Genomic DNA, 12,870 nt, shown 5'->3' on the forward strand with positions numbered 1-12,870 from the left:
GGCTGGAACGGCTGGAACGGCTTCCTTCACTTCCAGGGCCGCCGACTGCATGTGTCCAGCGCGTTGAAGGGACTGCCCATCGGCATCCGCCCCAGCTCCGAATGCGACAGCGTGTACGACGTGTACTTCTGTCATCAGCGCTTCACGCAGTTCGACCTGCACGAGCAGCCGGTGGACACTTGAGAAGGTGTTACCCATGTCCTGGCACGGGTGTTACCCATGTCTCCGGTCCAAACAACGCGCCAGAGAAAAGTCACCAAAAGAGGAGCGCTCAATGCAATCCGCACTCGAGTGGGATGAGGCGCTCGCGTTGCTCGAACTGGGCCGCACGCCGAAGCGAGCCGCTGCGCTCTCGCCCACCACTTGTGCCGAGCGCCATCCATCGCCCCTTCAAGCCGCTTAACGCCGGCTGCACGCCGGGCTCATCAGGAAATACGGAACAGCCGCGTCGCCCGAGCGACGCTGCATTGGGCTGTTTTGATGAGCCCGGCGTGCAGCCGCGCGTCGAACGGGATGCTGGTGCGATGAATCCGGCTCGTGACAAGTGGTGGGCGAGAGCGCAGCGGGTCGCGTCTACGCGCAATCCACCGAGCGTTTTCGCGCGCCGCTCTTGGCAGCGTGGTGCTCGAGTGCGGTTCAGTGCCTCTTCTTTGGTGACTTTCTTCTGGCGCCGCAGAAGAAAGTTACCCGGCCGCCGGGACGGACTCCCGGCAATGCATCGATCAGTGGCGCTCTTCGCAAAAGCGTCCTACCGCTCCTCCGGCGGCAACCCTTGCAGCGACTCCACCAACGCCGCATGCGCCTCCAAATCCACCAGCCTCAACTTCGGCACCGTCCTTGCCGGATAGTCCCCAAGATAGTTCCCGCCCTTCCAGTTTCGCGCTGGCCTCACCGGCCGCGGCACAAACCCGCCGCCGCAGTTGGGACAGACATTGCTCAGCAATCCTTCCGCGCAGCCCACGCAGAAGGTGCACTCGAAGCTGCAGATTCGCGCCGCTGTCGACTCCGGCGGCAGCGCAACCGCGCAATGCTCACAGCTGGGACGCAACTCCAACATGGTCAGCGGCTCTTGCGGTAAGGCTCGTCTTCGACGATGAAGTCCTGCTCGCGCATCGAGTCCGCGATCCAGTCCTCGACCGCCGGGTGCGCCAGCAGCACATCGCGATACGCCGCTGCGGCTTCCGACACCGGCAGGCCAAAGCGACTCAGCCGCACGGCCACCGGCGCGAAATAGGCATCCGCCGCGCTGAACTCGCCGAACAGGAAAGGTCCCCCGCTGCTGGCCAGCGCGCCGCTCCACGCCGCATCCAGTCGCGCCACATCGGCACGCAGGGCCTCGTCCTCAGCCCAGAGCTTGGCGCCGACGTCGGGGAAGAAGACCTCGATGTTCATCGGGCAAACCGTGCGCAGCCGCATGAAGCCGGCATGCATCTCGGCGCACAGGCTGCGCGCGCGGGCGCGGGCCTTGGTGTCGCGGGGCCAGATCGCGTGTTCAGGGTGGCGGTCGGCGATGTACTCGGCGATGGCCAGCGTCTCCCAGACCGTGAAGCCGTCGTCCTCGACGAGCACGGGCACGCGCTTGGTCGGCGTGATGCCGCTGATGACGCGGGTCCATTCCGAGTCCGGCGTGAAGTCGAAGCGCAGCTTGACCTCTTCAAACGGAATGCCGAAGGCCGCCAGCAGCACACCGCTGCGCATGGACCAGGACGAGTAGTTCTTGTTGCCGATGTAGAGCTTCATGACACCTTTCGCGTTGAGCCGGCGAGCTTAAACAGCCGCTGCTGCGCCGGGGATGAGCAATCCGCAACGGATTGATGCGCGCTCAGCGCCTGGCGCGCCAGGCGTCCAGACGTGCAACGCCGCCGTCAGGCGACAGATAAGTCGGCAGCACGGCCTCCAGCGAACTGGCCTGAATGCCCAGTTCCGCCAGGCCCGGCAGCTTGCCACTCGGTACATTGGGCACGGTGAGCGATGCGAGGTTGTCGCGCGACAGCAGCGGCTCGCCGGGCAGGCATTCCATGAAGAGGGCTTGCAGCGTCGCCAGCGCGCCGGGCAGGCGCAGGATGGGCCGCTCGCAGCCCGCAACGCGGCCGGCCAGCCGCACCAGCTCGGCCAACGTCAGTTCACGCGGGCCGGCGATCTCGTAGGTCTGGCCGATGGTCTCGCGGCGCAGCAGCGTCTCGACGAGGGCACGGGCCAGGTCCTGCACCCACACCGGCTGCAGCCGCGCATTCGCCCCGCCCAACGGCATCACCGGGAACAAGCCCTGCAGCCGCGCGAACAGGTTGACGCTCTTGTCGCCGTCGCCAAAAACCAGCGAGGGGCGCAGCAGCGTCAGCTCCAGCGGATGGGTCTGCGCCGCGACCTGCAGCGCAGCTTCGCCAGCGGCCTTGCTGCGCAGATAGCGCGACGGCGCATGCTCGCTCATCCCCCCACCAATACCCAGGGCGCTGACATGCACGAGGCGCTTCGCACCGGCCGCGGCAATGCGCTTGGGCAACTCGACATGCACATGCTCGAAGGCGGCCATGCTGCCCTGCAGGATGGCGACGAGGTTGACGACGGCGTCATGGCCTCTCACCAGGTCTGGCAGGTCGTGGAACACGTCGGCTTGCACGACGGTGACGCCTGGCAGGCTCTGCACGGCTTGCGCATGCGGCAGGCGGCGCGTGGGCACGGTGACGCGAGCCTCGGCGCCGAGGCGGCGCGTCAGCTGTTCGCACAAGGCGCGGCCGACAAAGCCGCTGCCGCCCAGGACCAATACGGACAGGCTCATGATTTGGACTCCCCCACCGCTGCGGGCGGCACGTCGCTGACGTCGGCATCGCGTGCGCCGGCAGGCCCGATGCTTTGCCCCAGGCGCTCGCGCAGCTTGGTGGCTGGCAGGCCCAGCACCTGGGCGTAGATGGCGCCGCCGAGCAGCACCTTGCGCACATAGTCGCGCGTCTCGTTGAACGGAATGTTCTCGGCCCAGATGGCCGCGTCGATGACGGGGCCATCGCGCCAGCGCGCGGGGCGGCCGGGGCCGGCGTTGTAGGCCGCCGCGGCCAGGGCCTGGGCGCCTTCGAAGCGGTCCAGTACCAGCTTCAGGTAGTTGGTGCCGATGCGCAGGTTGAAGTCGCGGTCGTGCATCAACTCGGCGTTGTAGTTCAGGCCCACCTTCTTGGCCGTCCATTTGGCGGTGGCGGGCATGACCTGCATCAGGCCGGCCGCACCGACGTGCGAGCGTGCGTCCAGCACGAAACGCGATTCCTGGCGGATCAGGCCGTAGACATAGGCGGCGTCGAGCCCGGCGGCCTGCGCTTCGCGCTGCAACTCGACGCGATGCGGCGTGGGGTAGCGCTGGGCGATGTCGATCTCGGCCTTGGTGCGCTCGCTGGTGTTGATGCAGCGGTCCCAGACCTCACGGTCGCAGGCTTCCTGGGCGGCGGCCAGCAAGGCGCGGTCGCCCATGCCGCGCAGCGAGAAATTCCATTCGCGCACGCCCTCGCTGCGCAGGCCGAGGTTGATCAGCGACAAGGCCCGGGTCAGGCCGGGGTGGCTGCGCGCGGCGCGGCGCTCCTCGGTCGTCAGCGGCGCGGGCGCGGGCGGCAGCGGCGTGGGCAGGCCGATGTCCTCGGCGGCGAGGCGGCCGAAGTAGTTCAGCGGCGTGGTCGCCAGCGCGGCGAGCTGGGCACGAGCGGCCGGCTGGTCGCCTTGTTGCCGCGTGGCGCGGGCCTTCCAGTAGACCCAGGCCGGGTCGCGCTGCTCGATCGACGTCATGCGCTCGATCGCGCGCAGGGCTGCGGCCGGCTGGCGGGCGCGCAGCGCGGCGCGGGCGTGCCACGCCAGGGCGTCGTCGGTCCAGGGGAGGTCGGGCGCGAGCTTCTCGGCGCGAGCGAAGGCGGCGAGGGCGTCGTCCTGCAGGCGCAGCGCGGACTGGCGGCCGATCTGCGCCCACAGCCAGGCCTGCAGGTCGGCGGGCAGCTTGCTCCATTTGTCCTGCAGCAGGTCGCCGGCCTGATCGGGGTCGTTGCCGGCGACGCGGGCCAGGGCCAGCGCCGTCAGCTCCGCCTCGGGGCGCGGCGAGGTGCGGGCCTTGCGCGTCAGGTAGCGGCCGGCGTTGTCCTGCAGCTCGGCGAGCTTCTGGTCGAGGGGCTTGGCTGAAAGCAGGGCGACGGCCTGACGCGCGGCGCGCGGGCGGCCCTGCTCAGTGGCCAGGCGGGCCTTGGCCCACAGGGTGTCGGGCTTGAACTGGCCGGCCTCGACCATGGCGGCCGCGAGCTGCTGGCAGCCGTCGTCGCCGTCCTTCTGGGCCATCCACGCGGTGCGGGCGGCGTCGGCATCGACCTTGGTGCCGGCGACATGATCCGCGAGCATGACGTAGCAGGCGACCTCGCGGTCGTCGCGCATCTGATAGCTGGCATGGTCGCGCCTGAAATTGACCCAGTCGCGGCGGTGGCCCAGTTCCAGCAGCCAGTCGTTACGCAGCCTGTCCTCGACATAGCTGCCGGGATAGCGGGCGTAGAAGGCGTCCATCTCGGACTGGCGCACCTCGCTCAGGCGGGCATTCAGGTCGAAGTACTCGACCCAGCCGGCCAGCGGATGGTTCTGGGCGCGAGCCGCCTCGACGAAGGCCGTGAGGCGCTTGCGGTCGCGCTTGACCCAGGCGTCGCGGGCCTGCACGGCGAGGTCGGCATCGGCGGGGGGCACCGGCGGGGCGGCGTCGGCGCTCAACGCCGCCGACAGCAGCAGGGCCAGCGCCCCACGGCTCATGCATTCCAAGACTCGACCACCCATCTGACTCATGCGCTTCACGCCTCGCGACTGCTTCACTTTGCGTGAGCGCCGGCCAGCTGGCCGAGCGCCGCGCCTTGATGCCGAATTTAACCCAGGGAAACCCGGGGCTTCGCGCTTTACGCAGGCGCGCGGTTTGCCCACGAATTTGTCCACGAGTTAGGGGCTGGTGATAGCGCTATCCAATCCGCTAACCTCACATCCAATCGACGAGGAGACTGTTGATGAAGACCGCTGCAAAACGTCTGTTGTTGGTGGCCTCCGCCGCGCTGCTGAGCCTGGCCGCCCAGGCCAACCCTGCCGTCTACCCGACGCCCGGCACGCCGGCGCCACCCAGCAGCTTCACGGCGGCCACCAGCGGCCTGCTGGTGGCCTACTACACCGGCGCGGCTGGCGGCTTCACCAACCTCGTCGGCGCGCGCATCAACGGCGTCGACGGCACGCCCGGCCTGGACAACCATGCCAGCGCCTATGGCCAGACCTTTGTGCTGGGCGCCGTGTCGGCCGGTGACAGCCTGGTGTTCTTCATCGATGCCAACAGCGGTGCAGCGCGCTATTACAGCGACGTCAGCCTGAACAGCGATGGCGTCAACCATGTCTGGGCCGCGCCGTTTGCCGGCGACGCCAAGGTGCCGGCCGGCACCAACCTCGCCTTCGAGGACCTGCCCAGCGGCGGTGATTTCAACTACAACGACCACAGCTTCGTCTACCAGATTACCGCCGTGCCCGAACCTGCCAGCTGGGCGCTGCTGCTGGCCGGCGCCGCCGGCCTGGCCTGGCGCCGTCGCCTTCGCTGACTCAGCTCGCGTCCACGTTCCAGCCCTCGATCTCGAAGCGCAGCCGCCCGCGGATGCCGGGGTTGGTGGGCTTCATCTTGCCGTTGGTGGCGACCGCGCTGCTGTCAAAAGGCACGCTGACCTCGATGCGGCCCGACTTCAGCTGCTTGGCCGCGATCTCGGTGTCGGCCATGGACACGCCGGCATCCTGCCAGGCGTATTTGACCTTCCACGCCTCGCCCTCGTTGGCTGGCGGCACCATCTCCAGGATCAGCGCATTGCGGAACAGATAGCCGCCCTCGAAGTGCTCGTTGAGCCACAGGCGCTTTTCGATTTCGTAGTCGGGCACGCGCACGCCCAGCGTCATGCCATAGGCGAGCGACTTGCGGCGCGGGTTGATCTTGGCCCGGTTGGCGAGGAAGACGCTGCTGAGGTAGAGGCTGGCGTTTTTCTTCCAATCGGCCTGGGCCACGCAGGCGACGGAATCCTCCTCCGTGGTGCGCCGCGTCAGGTACCAGAGCTTGCCGCGCGGCGAAGCCTGCACCTCGATCTGGTAGAGGGCATTGACGGCCCGGCCGGCGTCGGCCTCCTCCTGCACCTTGTCGGGCAGGCGGATGTCGTCGATCTCCAGCCACAGGTCCACCCGCACGTCGCCGAACAGGAAGCGGGCCAGGTTCTGGAAACCCTCCTCGCTGTTGACGATGCCGAAATAGCCCGAGTGGGCGCGGTAGACGAAGGCCTTGGCACACTGGTCGGTGATGTTGCCCTTGGCGTCCAGGCCGCACAGCGTCGCGTTCTCGATCTTGACGAGGCCGTCGCTGCCATGGCCGACGAAGCTGCGCGACACGCCGGCCGCGGCTTCGTAGTCCAGCCGGTTGGTGCCCACCAGCGTGAAGACGCGCCGCGACGGGAAGCGGGCCTCAGGGATGAGGTCGGCGCGCTTGTGCTTCTTGGCAGCCGTGGCCAGGTCGAGGTAGGCCGGCATGCGCTTGTCGCGGTCAAAGTTGGAGATGTCGTTGACGCTCAGCCAGGACGGGATGTTCACGCCCAGCACGTCGATGCCGTTGTGGGGCGTCGCATAGGTGAAGAACTTGTCGACGTGCTTGGCGACCTTCTCGGTGTCCAGCGCCACGTTCTGCAGGAAGGCGCGGCAGACCAGGCCGCCCATGGAGTGGGCAACGAGGTAGCAGCGGAAGTCGGCCGGCTTGATCTTGTTGTCGGGGTTCTTGCAGACCAGGTCGCGCACCCGGGCGATCAGCTTGGACAGCCCCTTGGCGAAGTCCTCGATCTCCGGCGTCTTGCCGCTGCCCAGATAGGAGGAAGCGGCGTCGTAATAGCGATAGATGACGATGCAGCGGTTGCCCAGCTTGTTGTCGGTCGGCTTGCCCAGGGAGTCGGCCTCCCACTCCGGGTCGACGATGTCGTAGCCGTCCTCGTAGACGTCCTTGTACTGGTACTCCGAGGCCAGCCGCACGACGGGCGACTCGAACACGTATTTGCGGGGCCTGTCGGTCTTGTTGGGCACGGCGCGGTACATCGTCGAGCCCAGGTTGAAGCCGCAGAAGGGGTCGGCCGTGGTCTCGTCGATCTCGCCGCGCGACATCGCATAGCCGCGCACGTAGATGATCGGATGGAAGGGGGTGTCGGGCGTGGGCATGGCGGCTTCCGAGCATTGGCGACGAAGGCAACCATAGCCCCAGCCGGGCGTTGTGAGGTGCCGTGGCGTCATCAGGGCTGAGGAGCAGACTGGCCCTGGGTTTTAATTGGCCGATGACTGCTTCTCACCCCGACCGTCCTTCACTGCGCCGCGAGCTGCTGGCCGCGCGCCGCGGCTTTGCGGCCAGCCCGGCCTTCCAGACCGCGCAGGCCGCGATCGCACTGGGCCTCCACGAGCTGCTGGCCCAGCTCGAGCCCGAGCTGCTGGGCGTGTACTGGCCGCTGCCGGGCGAGTTCGATCCCGGCCCTGTGCCATTCGCGCGCGCGCTGCCGTTTGCGCGCCGTGAACCCGCCGAGATGGTCTATCGCCGCTGGGACGGCGGCGTACCCGCGGCCCAGGACGAATGTGGCATCGCCTCGTCGACCGGTGCGGTCGTCGTACCCGACGTCGTGCTGGTGCCCTGCGTCGGCTTCACGCGCGAAGGCTTTCGGCTGGGCTATGGCGGCGGCTATTTCGACCGTTGGCTGGCCGAACACCCGGGCGTGACGACCGTCGGCCTGGCCTGGTCGGCCGCAGAGACGCACTTCCCCGTCGAGGCGCATGACCGTGCGTTGACGCTGATCCTCACCGAGCGCGAGCTCCTCACTCCTGAGTAATTGGCGATGCACGATGGCATGACCCTGATCTCGACGCTGGCCGCTGCCTTTGGCCTGGCCTTGGTGCTGGGCCTGCTCGCGCAATGGGCGCGGCTGCCGGCCCTCGTGGGCTACTTGCTGGCCGGCGTGCTGATCGGGCCGCACACGCCGGGCTTCGTCGGCGACGTGCACCTGGCCCAGCAGCTGTCAGAGGTTGGCGTCATGCTGCTGATGTTCGGCGTGGGCCTGCATTTTTCGGTGCACGACCTGGTGTCGGTCAAGGGCATCGCACTGCCCGGTGCGCTGGTGCAGATGGCCGCGGCGACGGCGATGGGCGCGGGCCTGGCTCACGGGTGGTGGGGCTGGGACCTGGGCGCGTCGCTGGTGTTTGGCCTGGCGCTGTCGGTGGCCAGCACGGTGGTCCTGCTGCGCGCGCTGGAATCACGCGAGCTGCTGCACACCGGCAATGGCCGCATCGCCGTGGGCTGGCTGGTGGTCGAGGACCTGGCCATGGTGCTGGCCCTCGTGTTGATGCCGGTGCTCAGCGGCAAGGGCGATGGCGGCGGCAACCTGGCCGTCACCATCCTGACAACCTTGCTCGCCGTGGCGGCCTTTGTCGCCGTCATGCTCATCGTTGGCCGGCGCCTGCTGCCGTGGCTGCTGTGGCAGGTCAACCGCACCGGCTCGCGCGAGCTGTTCACGTTGGCCACCGTGGCCGCCGCCATCGGCCTGGCGGTGGGGGCGGCGGCGCTGTTCGGTGTCAGCGTGGCGCTCGGCGCCTTCTTCGCCGGCCTGGTGCTGCGCGAATCGGCGTTCAGCGAGCGCGCGGCCCACGAGAGCCTGCCGCTGCGCGACGCCTTCGCCGTGCTGTTCTTCGTTGCGGTGGGCATGCTGTTCGACCCGCGCATCCTCGTCGAGCAGCCGTTGGCGGTGCTGGCGACGGTGGCCGTCATCCTGGTCGGCAAGACGTTCGCCGCCGGCGCGCTCGTGCTGCTGCTGCGCTATCCGCTGTCGACCGCGCTGACGGTGGCGGTCAGCCTGGCGCAGATCGGTGAATTCAGCTTCATCCTGATGGGGCTGGGGCAGAGCCTCAACCTGATTCCCCCCGAGGCGACCAGCCTCGTCGTCGCGGGCGCCATCGTGTCGATTGCGCTGAACCCGCTGCTGTTCTCGGGCGTGGAGCCGCTGCGCCGCTGGGTGCTGAAGCGTTCGGCCTGGGCACGCAAGCTGGAGGCACGCGACGACCCGCTGGCCGAGTTGCCGGCCGACACGCCCGAGAGCGCGCTGGCGGGCCAGGTGGTGCTGGTCGGGCACGGGTCGCTGGGCACGGCCCTGCATGACGAGCTGGGCAGCCGCCCGCTGGTGGTCATCGACCGCGATCGCGAGGTCGTCGAGAAGCTGCGTGCCGCCGGCCATGCGGCCGTGCTTGGCGACGCCAGCGAGGCCATGACGCTGGTGCAGGCCCACATTGCCCAGGCGGATTGGCTGGTGATTGCGGTGACTGATGTGCGCGTGGTGCCAGCCATGCTTGCCACGGCGCGCCAGCTCAACCCAGGGCTGCGCTGCGCTGTCGTCGCTCACACCTCCGAAGAGGCGCAGTGGCTGGGTGAGGCTGGCGTCAACCATGTGCTGCGGTCGCAGCAGGCGCTGGCACAGGCTCTGGCACGGGTGGTCGCGGCCTAGGCGGGTTGCAGCTTCTCGAGCGACACAAAGCCGTTCTGACCTTTGAGCTGCACCACGGTCTCGCCGTGGCGGTGCACGACGTACTGGGCCACGTGAACGACGCCGTTGAAGCGCACCTTGTCGCCCGGCTTGATGACGGGCTGGGGCGCAATGACGGGCAACGCCGGCCGCGGCGCCGGCTTGGCCGCGCGCATCGCCTCGCGCACCTGGCCATGCAGGCCGGGCGAGCGCTTGGCCAGCGCCTCGAGTGAGCGAGTCATCTCCGCCTTGAGCTGCTCGGCGGTGAAGGGCTTCTTCAGCAGGAAGTCGGCGCCGTGCGCCTCGGCCTCGAACTGGTGTTCGGGCGTCACCTCGAAACTCAGCAACGACAGATGCAGCGATGGCTGCACCTCACGCAGGCGCTGGTAGAGCTGGATGCCGCTCAGTGGCGCCTTGGCAAACCAATCGGTGATCAGGAAATGCGGCTTGAAGAGCAGGCCCTGGGCCAGGGCCGCCTCGGTGTCGGCGCAGCACAGGATGCTGTCGGCGGCAAAGCCGCGGCTTTGCAGCAGCTGGCGTGCAAAGGTCTGAACCCCGGTAAGGGGGTCTACAACAAGGAATTTCAAGGAGTTGCTCATGTCCACATCGGGCGCCGCAGCGGCGCCGGGCGACGCGGATTCTGCCGGCGGCCCGAGCGCGGCTCCTTGAAAAAGTCCGGGTGGAGTGAGAACTTTTTGTCAGCCCTGCAGGCGGCAGAAATCGGCTCTCAGCGCTTGCGGCGTGACCGCGTGGCCATCCGCCTCGAACTGCCGGCCGACATGCGACTGCCAGCTCGCCAAGTCGACCCGCCCGTCCAGGCTGCGGTGCAGCGCCGCTCAAGCGCCCAGGGGTTGCTCCAGCGAACAAGGGGGGGATGAACCTAGGGGAGCGCGGCGCGGCCTTTCAAGGCGTCAACGCCGGCGCGCAGCTCGCGCCAGAAGGCAGGGTCCTGCGAGGTGGCCATGTTGATGCGCACCAGCGAGCCGGGGGCGCGCGTGGCGCTGAAGAGGGCACCGGGCGCGATCAGCCAGCCCGCGTCCAGCAGGGGCTGGGCCAGGCGCTCGGTGTCGACGCCGACGTCCAGCCAGCCGAACAGGCCGTCCGGCGGCGCCGCCCAGGCGAAGCCCTGCTTGGTGGCCAGGGCCGAGATGCGCTGGCGCGCGGTGGCCAGGCGCTCGCGCAGGCGCTGCGCATGGCGACGCAGCCGCCCCTGCTCCAGGCACAGCGCCACGGCGCGCTCGAGCACGGCCGAGCTGGTCAGGCCGTCGAGCAGCTTGGTGTCGGTCAGCGCGTGCAGGCGCTCGGGCGCGGCCGCCAGGTAGCCGACTCGCCAGGCCGGCGTCAGCACCTTGGAGAAGCCCGATACATAGATGACGCGGCGCAGCCCGTCCAGCGCCGCCAGGCGCGGCAGGTGCTCGGGCGCGAGGAAGCCGTAGCTGTCGTCCTCGACGATGAAGAAGTCGTGCTCGTCGGCCAGGCGCAGCAGCTTGTGGGCGCTGGCCAGGTTGAGGCTGTGGCCGGTCGGGTTGTGCAGCACCGACACGGTCAGGTAGGCGCGCGGCGAATGGGCGGCGGCGAGCGCGCTCAGTACCTCCAGGTCGGGTCCCTGGGCGCCACGCGGAACGGGCAGCAGGCGAATGCCGCCTTGGGTCAGGCGGGCAAACATGACGGCCCAGCCCGGGTCGTCGACGAGGACGGCGTCGCCGGGCTGCAACTGGGTGCGGATGATGAGGTCCAGCGCGTGCGTGGCGCCGTTGGTCGTCAGGATCTGTGCCGGCACAGCGTGGATGCCGAGGTCGTCCAGGCGCTGGGAGAGCGCCGCGCGCAGGCGCTCGTCGCCCATCGGGTCGCCATAGCCGACCTGCAGGGCCAGGCAGTCGGCGGCATGCAGGCGGCGCAGCGCGGACTGCAGCAGCGTCGGGTCCAGCCAGTCGGCCGGCAGCGTGCCCAGGCCCGGTGAGCGCGCGGCGTCGGCCTCGAACATGCCGCGGATCAGCGCCGTCGCATCCATCGGCGCCTGGCGCGGCATGGCCATGGCCTGCGGGCGCGGCGCGGCGCGAGTGGTGGCCGGGCGGCTCTCGCGCACGAAGAAGCCGCGCTGGCGGCGCGCCTCCAGCAACCCCGCGGCCTGCAACTGGTCATAGGCGGCGACGACGGTGTGCGGGCTGACGCCATGCTGGCGCGCACAGTCGCGCACCGACGGCAGGCGGGCGCCCGGCAGCAGCAAGCGTTCCCGGATGCGCTGGGCATAGCGCTCAGCCAACTGGCCGGCGAGCGGCAGGCTGGCGCCGCGCTGCAGGGGAGGGTGTGTACCGGTGGGCATGGCAGTACAGATTCTTGGTCAGGTTGGCTGACTGTACTGGTTCTGTATCGGTGTCATGCCTCAGACTGAGTCCATGTCAGGGTTTTCCACGTCCACCACGGTCTCGACGACCACCACGTCCGATGCGACACGTGGCCTGCTGCTCGGTCTGGCGGGCGTCGTCATGTTCGCCCTCAGCATCCCGATGACGCGGCTGGCCGGTGGCAGCGCTGCGGCGCCCCAGCTCGACCCGGCCTTTGTCGCCTTCGGGCGCGCGGTGGCGGCGGGGCTGTTGTCGATCGCCTATCTCTGGATCACCGGCGCGCGACGGCCGCGCGGCGGCGAATGGCAGCTGCTGGCCTTCACGGCCGCTGGCGTCGTGTTCGGCTGGCCGCTGCTGCTGGGCTTTGCAGTCCGCCATGTGGACGCGGTGCATGCGTCGGTCGTGTCCGGTGTGCTGCCACTGGCCACGGCCGTCATCGCCGCGCTGGTGCTGCGCCAGCGGCCGAGCCTGGGGTTCTGGATCTGTGCGTTGGCTGGGCTGGCATTGGTGATCGGCTTTGCGGCCTGGCGCGGGGCGGGCGGGCTGGAGATGGCGGACGGCCTTCTGCTGGGTGCCGTGGTCTGCGCGTCGGCGGGTTATGTCAGCGGCGCGCGGCTCGCCAGTGCCCTGACGGCCGAGCAGGTCATCTGCTGGGTGCTGGTCATCAGCCTGCCCCTCACCGTGCCATTGGCCGTGCTGACGCGGCCGACGGCGCCGGTGGCGGCTTCGGCCTGGGGCGGCTTTGCCTATGTATCGCTGGTGTCGATGTGGATCGGCTTCTTTGCCTGGTATCGCGGCCTGGCCCTGGGCGGCACGATGCGCGTCAGCCAGGTGCAGGTGCTGCAACCCTTTTTGTCCATGCTGTTCGCAGTGCCCTTGCTGGGCGAGCGGCTGGATGCGATGACCGTGGTCTTCGCCGCCGCCGTGCTCGCGGTCGTGTGGCTGGGCAAACGGCAACCGGTTCACTGAAGGAGGCCTGT

At 69.0% G+C, this 12,870-nt stretch carries 11 protein-coding genes and 1 pseudogene; 5 read left to right on the forward strand and 7 right to left on the reverse strand.

Annotated features, from left to right (window positions below; all coding sequences use genetic code 11):
• A pseudogene (locus ACXJLH_RS23785) lies at positions 1-183 on the forward strand (IS481 family transposase); the annotation flags it as partial.
• Between the two features lie 565 nt (positions 184-748).
• Here ACXJLH_RS23785 and ACXJLH_RS23790 read toward each other — a convergent pair.
• From ACXJLH_RS23790 to ACXJLH_RS23805, 4 genes are all read right to left on the reverse strand, one after another.
• Positions 749-1,057 carry a DUF1272 domain-containing protein gene (locus tag ACXJLH_RS23790; RefSeq protein WP_457446697.1) on the reverse strand — a complete coding sequence of 103 codons (309 nt, stop codon included), beginning with the start codon at positions 1,055-1,057 and terminating at the stop codon, positions 749-751.
• Between the two features lie 2 nt (positions 1,058-1,059).
• The gene (locus ACXJLH_RS23795) at positions 1,060-1,740 is read right to left on the reverse strand and encodes a glutathione S-transferase (protein WP_457446699.1); all 681 of its coding nucleotides are present in this window, start codon (positions 1,738-1,740) and stop codon (positions 1,060-1,062) included.
• An 82-nt stretch (positions 1,741-1,822) separates the two neighbouring features.
• Positions 1,823-2,776 carry a complex I NDUFA9 subunit family protein gene (locus ACXJLH_RS23800; protein WP_056192383.1) on the reverse strand — a complete coding sequence of 318 codons (954 nt, stop codon included), beginning with the start codon at positions 2,774-2,776 and terminating at the stop codon, positions 1,823-1,825.
• A complete protein-coding gene (locus ACXJLH_RS23805) occupies positions 2,773-4,755 on the reverse strand; it encodes a transglycosylase SLT domain-containing protein (protein WP_457446701.1) in 1,983 nt (660 codons plus the stop codon). Before ACXJLH_RS23805 ends, ACXJLH_RS23800 begins: the two co-directional genes overlap by 4 nt.
• A gap of 245 nt (positions 4,756-5,000) precedes the next feature.
• Between ACXJLH_RS23805 and ACXJLH_RS23810 the strand changes: the two genes are divergently transcribed.
• On the forward strand, positions 5,001-5,573 hold the full coding sequence (locus tag ACXJLH_RS23810; RefSeq protein WP_056192388.1) for a DUF4114 domain-containing protein: 573 nt from the start codon (positions 5,001-5,003) through the stop codon (positions 5,571-5,573).
• Between the two features lies 1 nt (position 5,574).
• Here ACXJLH_RS23810 and ACXJLH_RS23815 read toward each other — a convergent pair whose 3' ends face one another.
• On the reverse strand, positions 5,575-7,209 hold the full coding sequence (locus tag ACXJLH_RS23815; RefSeq protein ID WP_056192392.1) for a lipase/acyltransferase domain-containing protein: 1,635 nt from the start codon (positions 7,207-7,209) through the stop codon (positions 5,575-5,577).
• A 113-nt stretch (positions 7,210-7,322) separates the two neighbouring features.
• Between ACXJLH_RS23815 and ACXJLH_RS23820 the strand changes: the two genes are divergently transcribed.
• Positions 7,323-7,865, forward strand: coding sequence for a 5-formyltetrahydrofolate cyclo-ligase (locus ACXJLH_RS23820; RefSeq protein WP_457446703.1), 543 nt, complete (start codon positions 7,323-7,325; stop codon positions 7,863-7,865).
• Positions 7,866-7,871: 6 nt separating this feature from the next.
• On the forward strand, positions 7,872-9,527 hold the full coding sequence (locus tag ACXJLH_RS23825) for a cation:proton antiporter (RefSeq protein WP_457446898.1): 1,656 nt from the start codon (positions 7,872-7,874) through the stop codon (positions 9,525-9,527).
• Here the strand turns inward: ACXJLH_RS23825 and ACXJLH_RS23830 are convergent.
• Together ACXJLH_RS23830 and ACXJLH_RS23835 are read right to left on the reverse strand one after the other, a co-directional pair.
• The gene (locus ACXJLH_RS23830) at positions 9,524-10,144 is read right to left on the reverse strand and encodes a response regulator (RefSeq protein ID WP_457446705.1); all 621 of its coding nucleotides are present in this window, start codon (positions 10,142-10,144) and stop codon (positions 9,524-9,526) included. The genes ACXJLH_RS23825 and ACXJLH_RS23830 overlap by 4 nt on opposite strands.
• A 281-nt stretch (positions 10,145-10,425) precedes the next feature.
• Positions 10,426-11,868 carry an aminotransferase-like domain-containing protein gene (locus ACXJLH_RS23835; RefSeq protein ID WP_457446707.1) on the reverse strand — a complete coding sequence of 481 codons (1,443 nt, stop codon included), beginning with the start codon at positions 11,866-11,868 and terminating at the stop codon, positions 10,426-10,428.
• Between the two features lie 73 nt (positions 11,869-11,941).
• Here ACXJLH_RS23835 and ACXJLH_RS23840 point away from each other — a divergent pair, with 73 nt between their 5' ends.
• On the forward strand, positions 11,942-12,859 hold the full coding sequence (locus tag ACXJLH_RS23840; RefSeq protein WP_457446709.1) for a DMT family transporter: 918 nt from the start codon (positions 11,942-11,944) through the stop codon (positions 12,857-12,859).
• The last annotated feature ends 11 nt before the right edge of the window (positions 12,860-12,870 follow it).

Source organism: Roseateles sp. P5_E4, assembly GCF_054049255.1.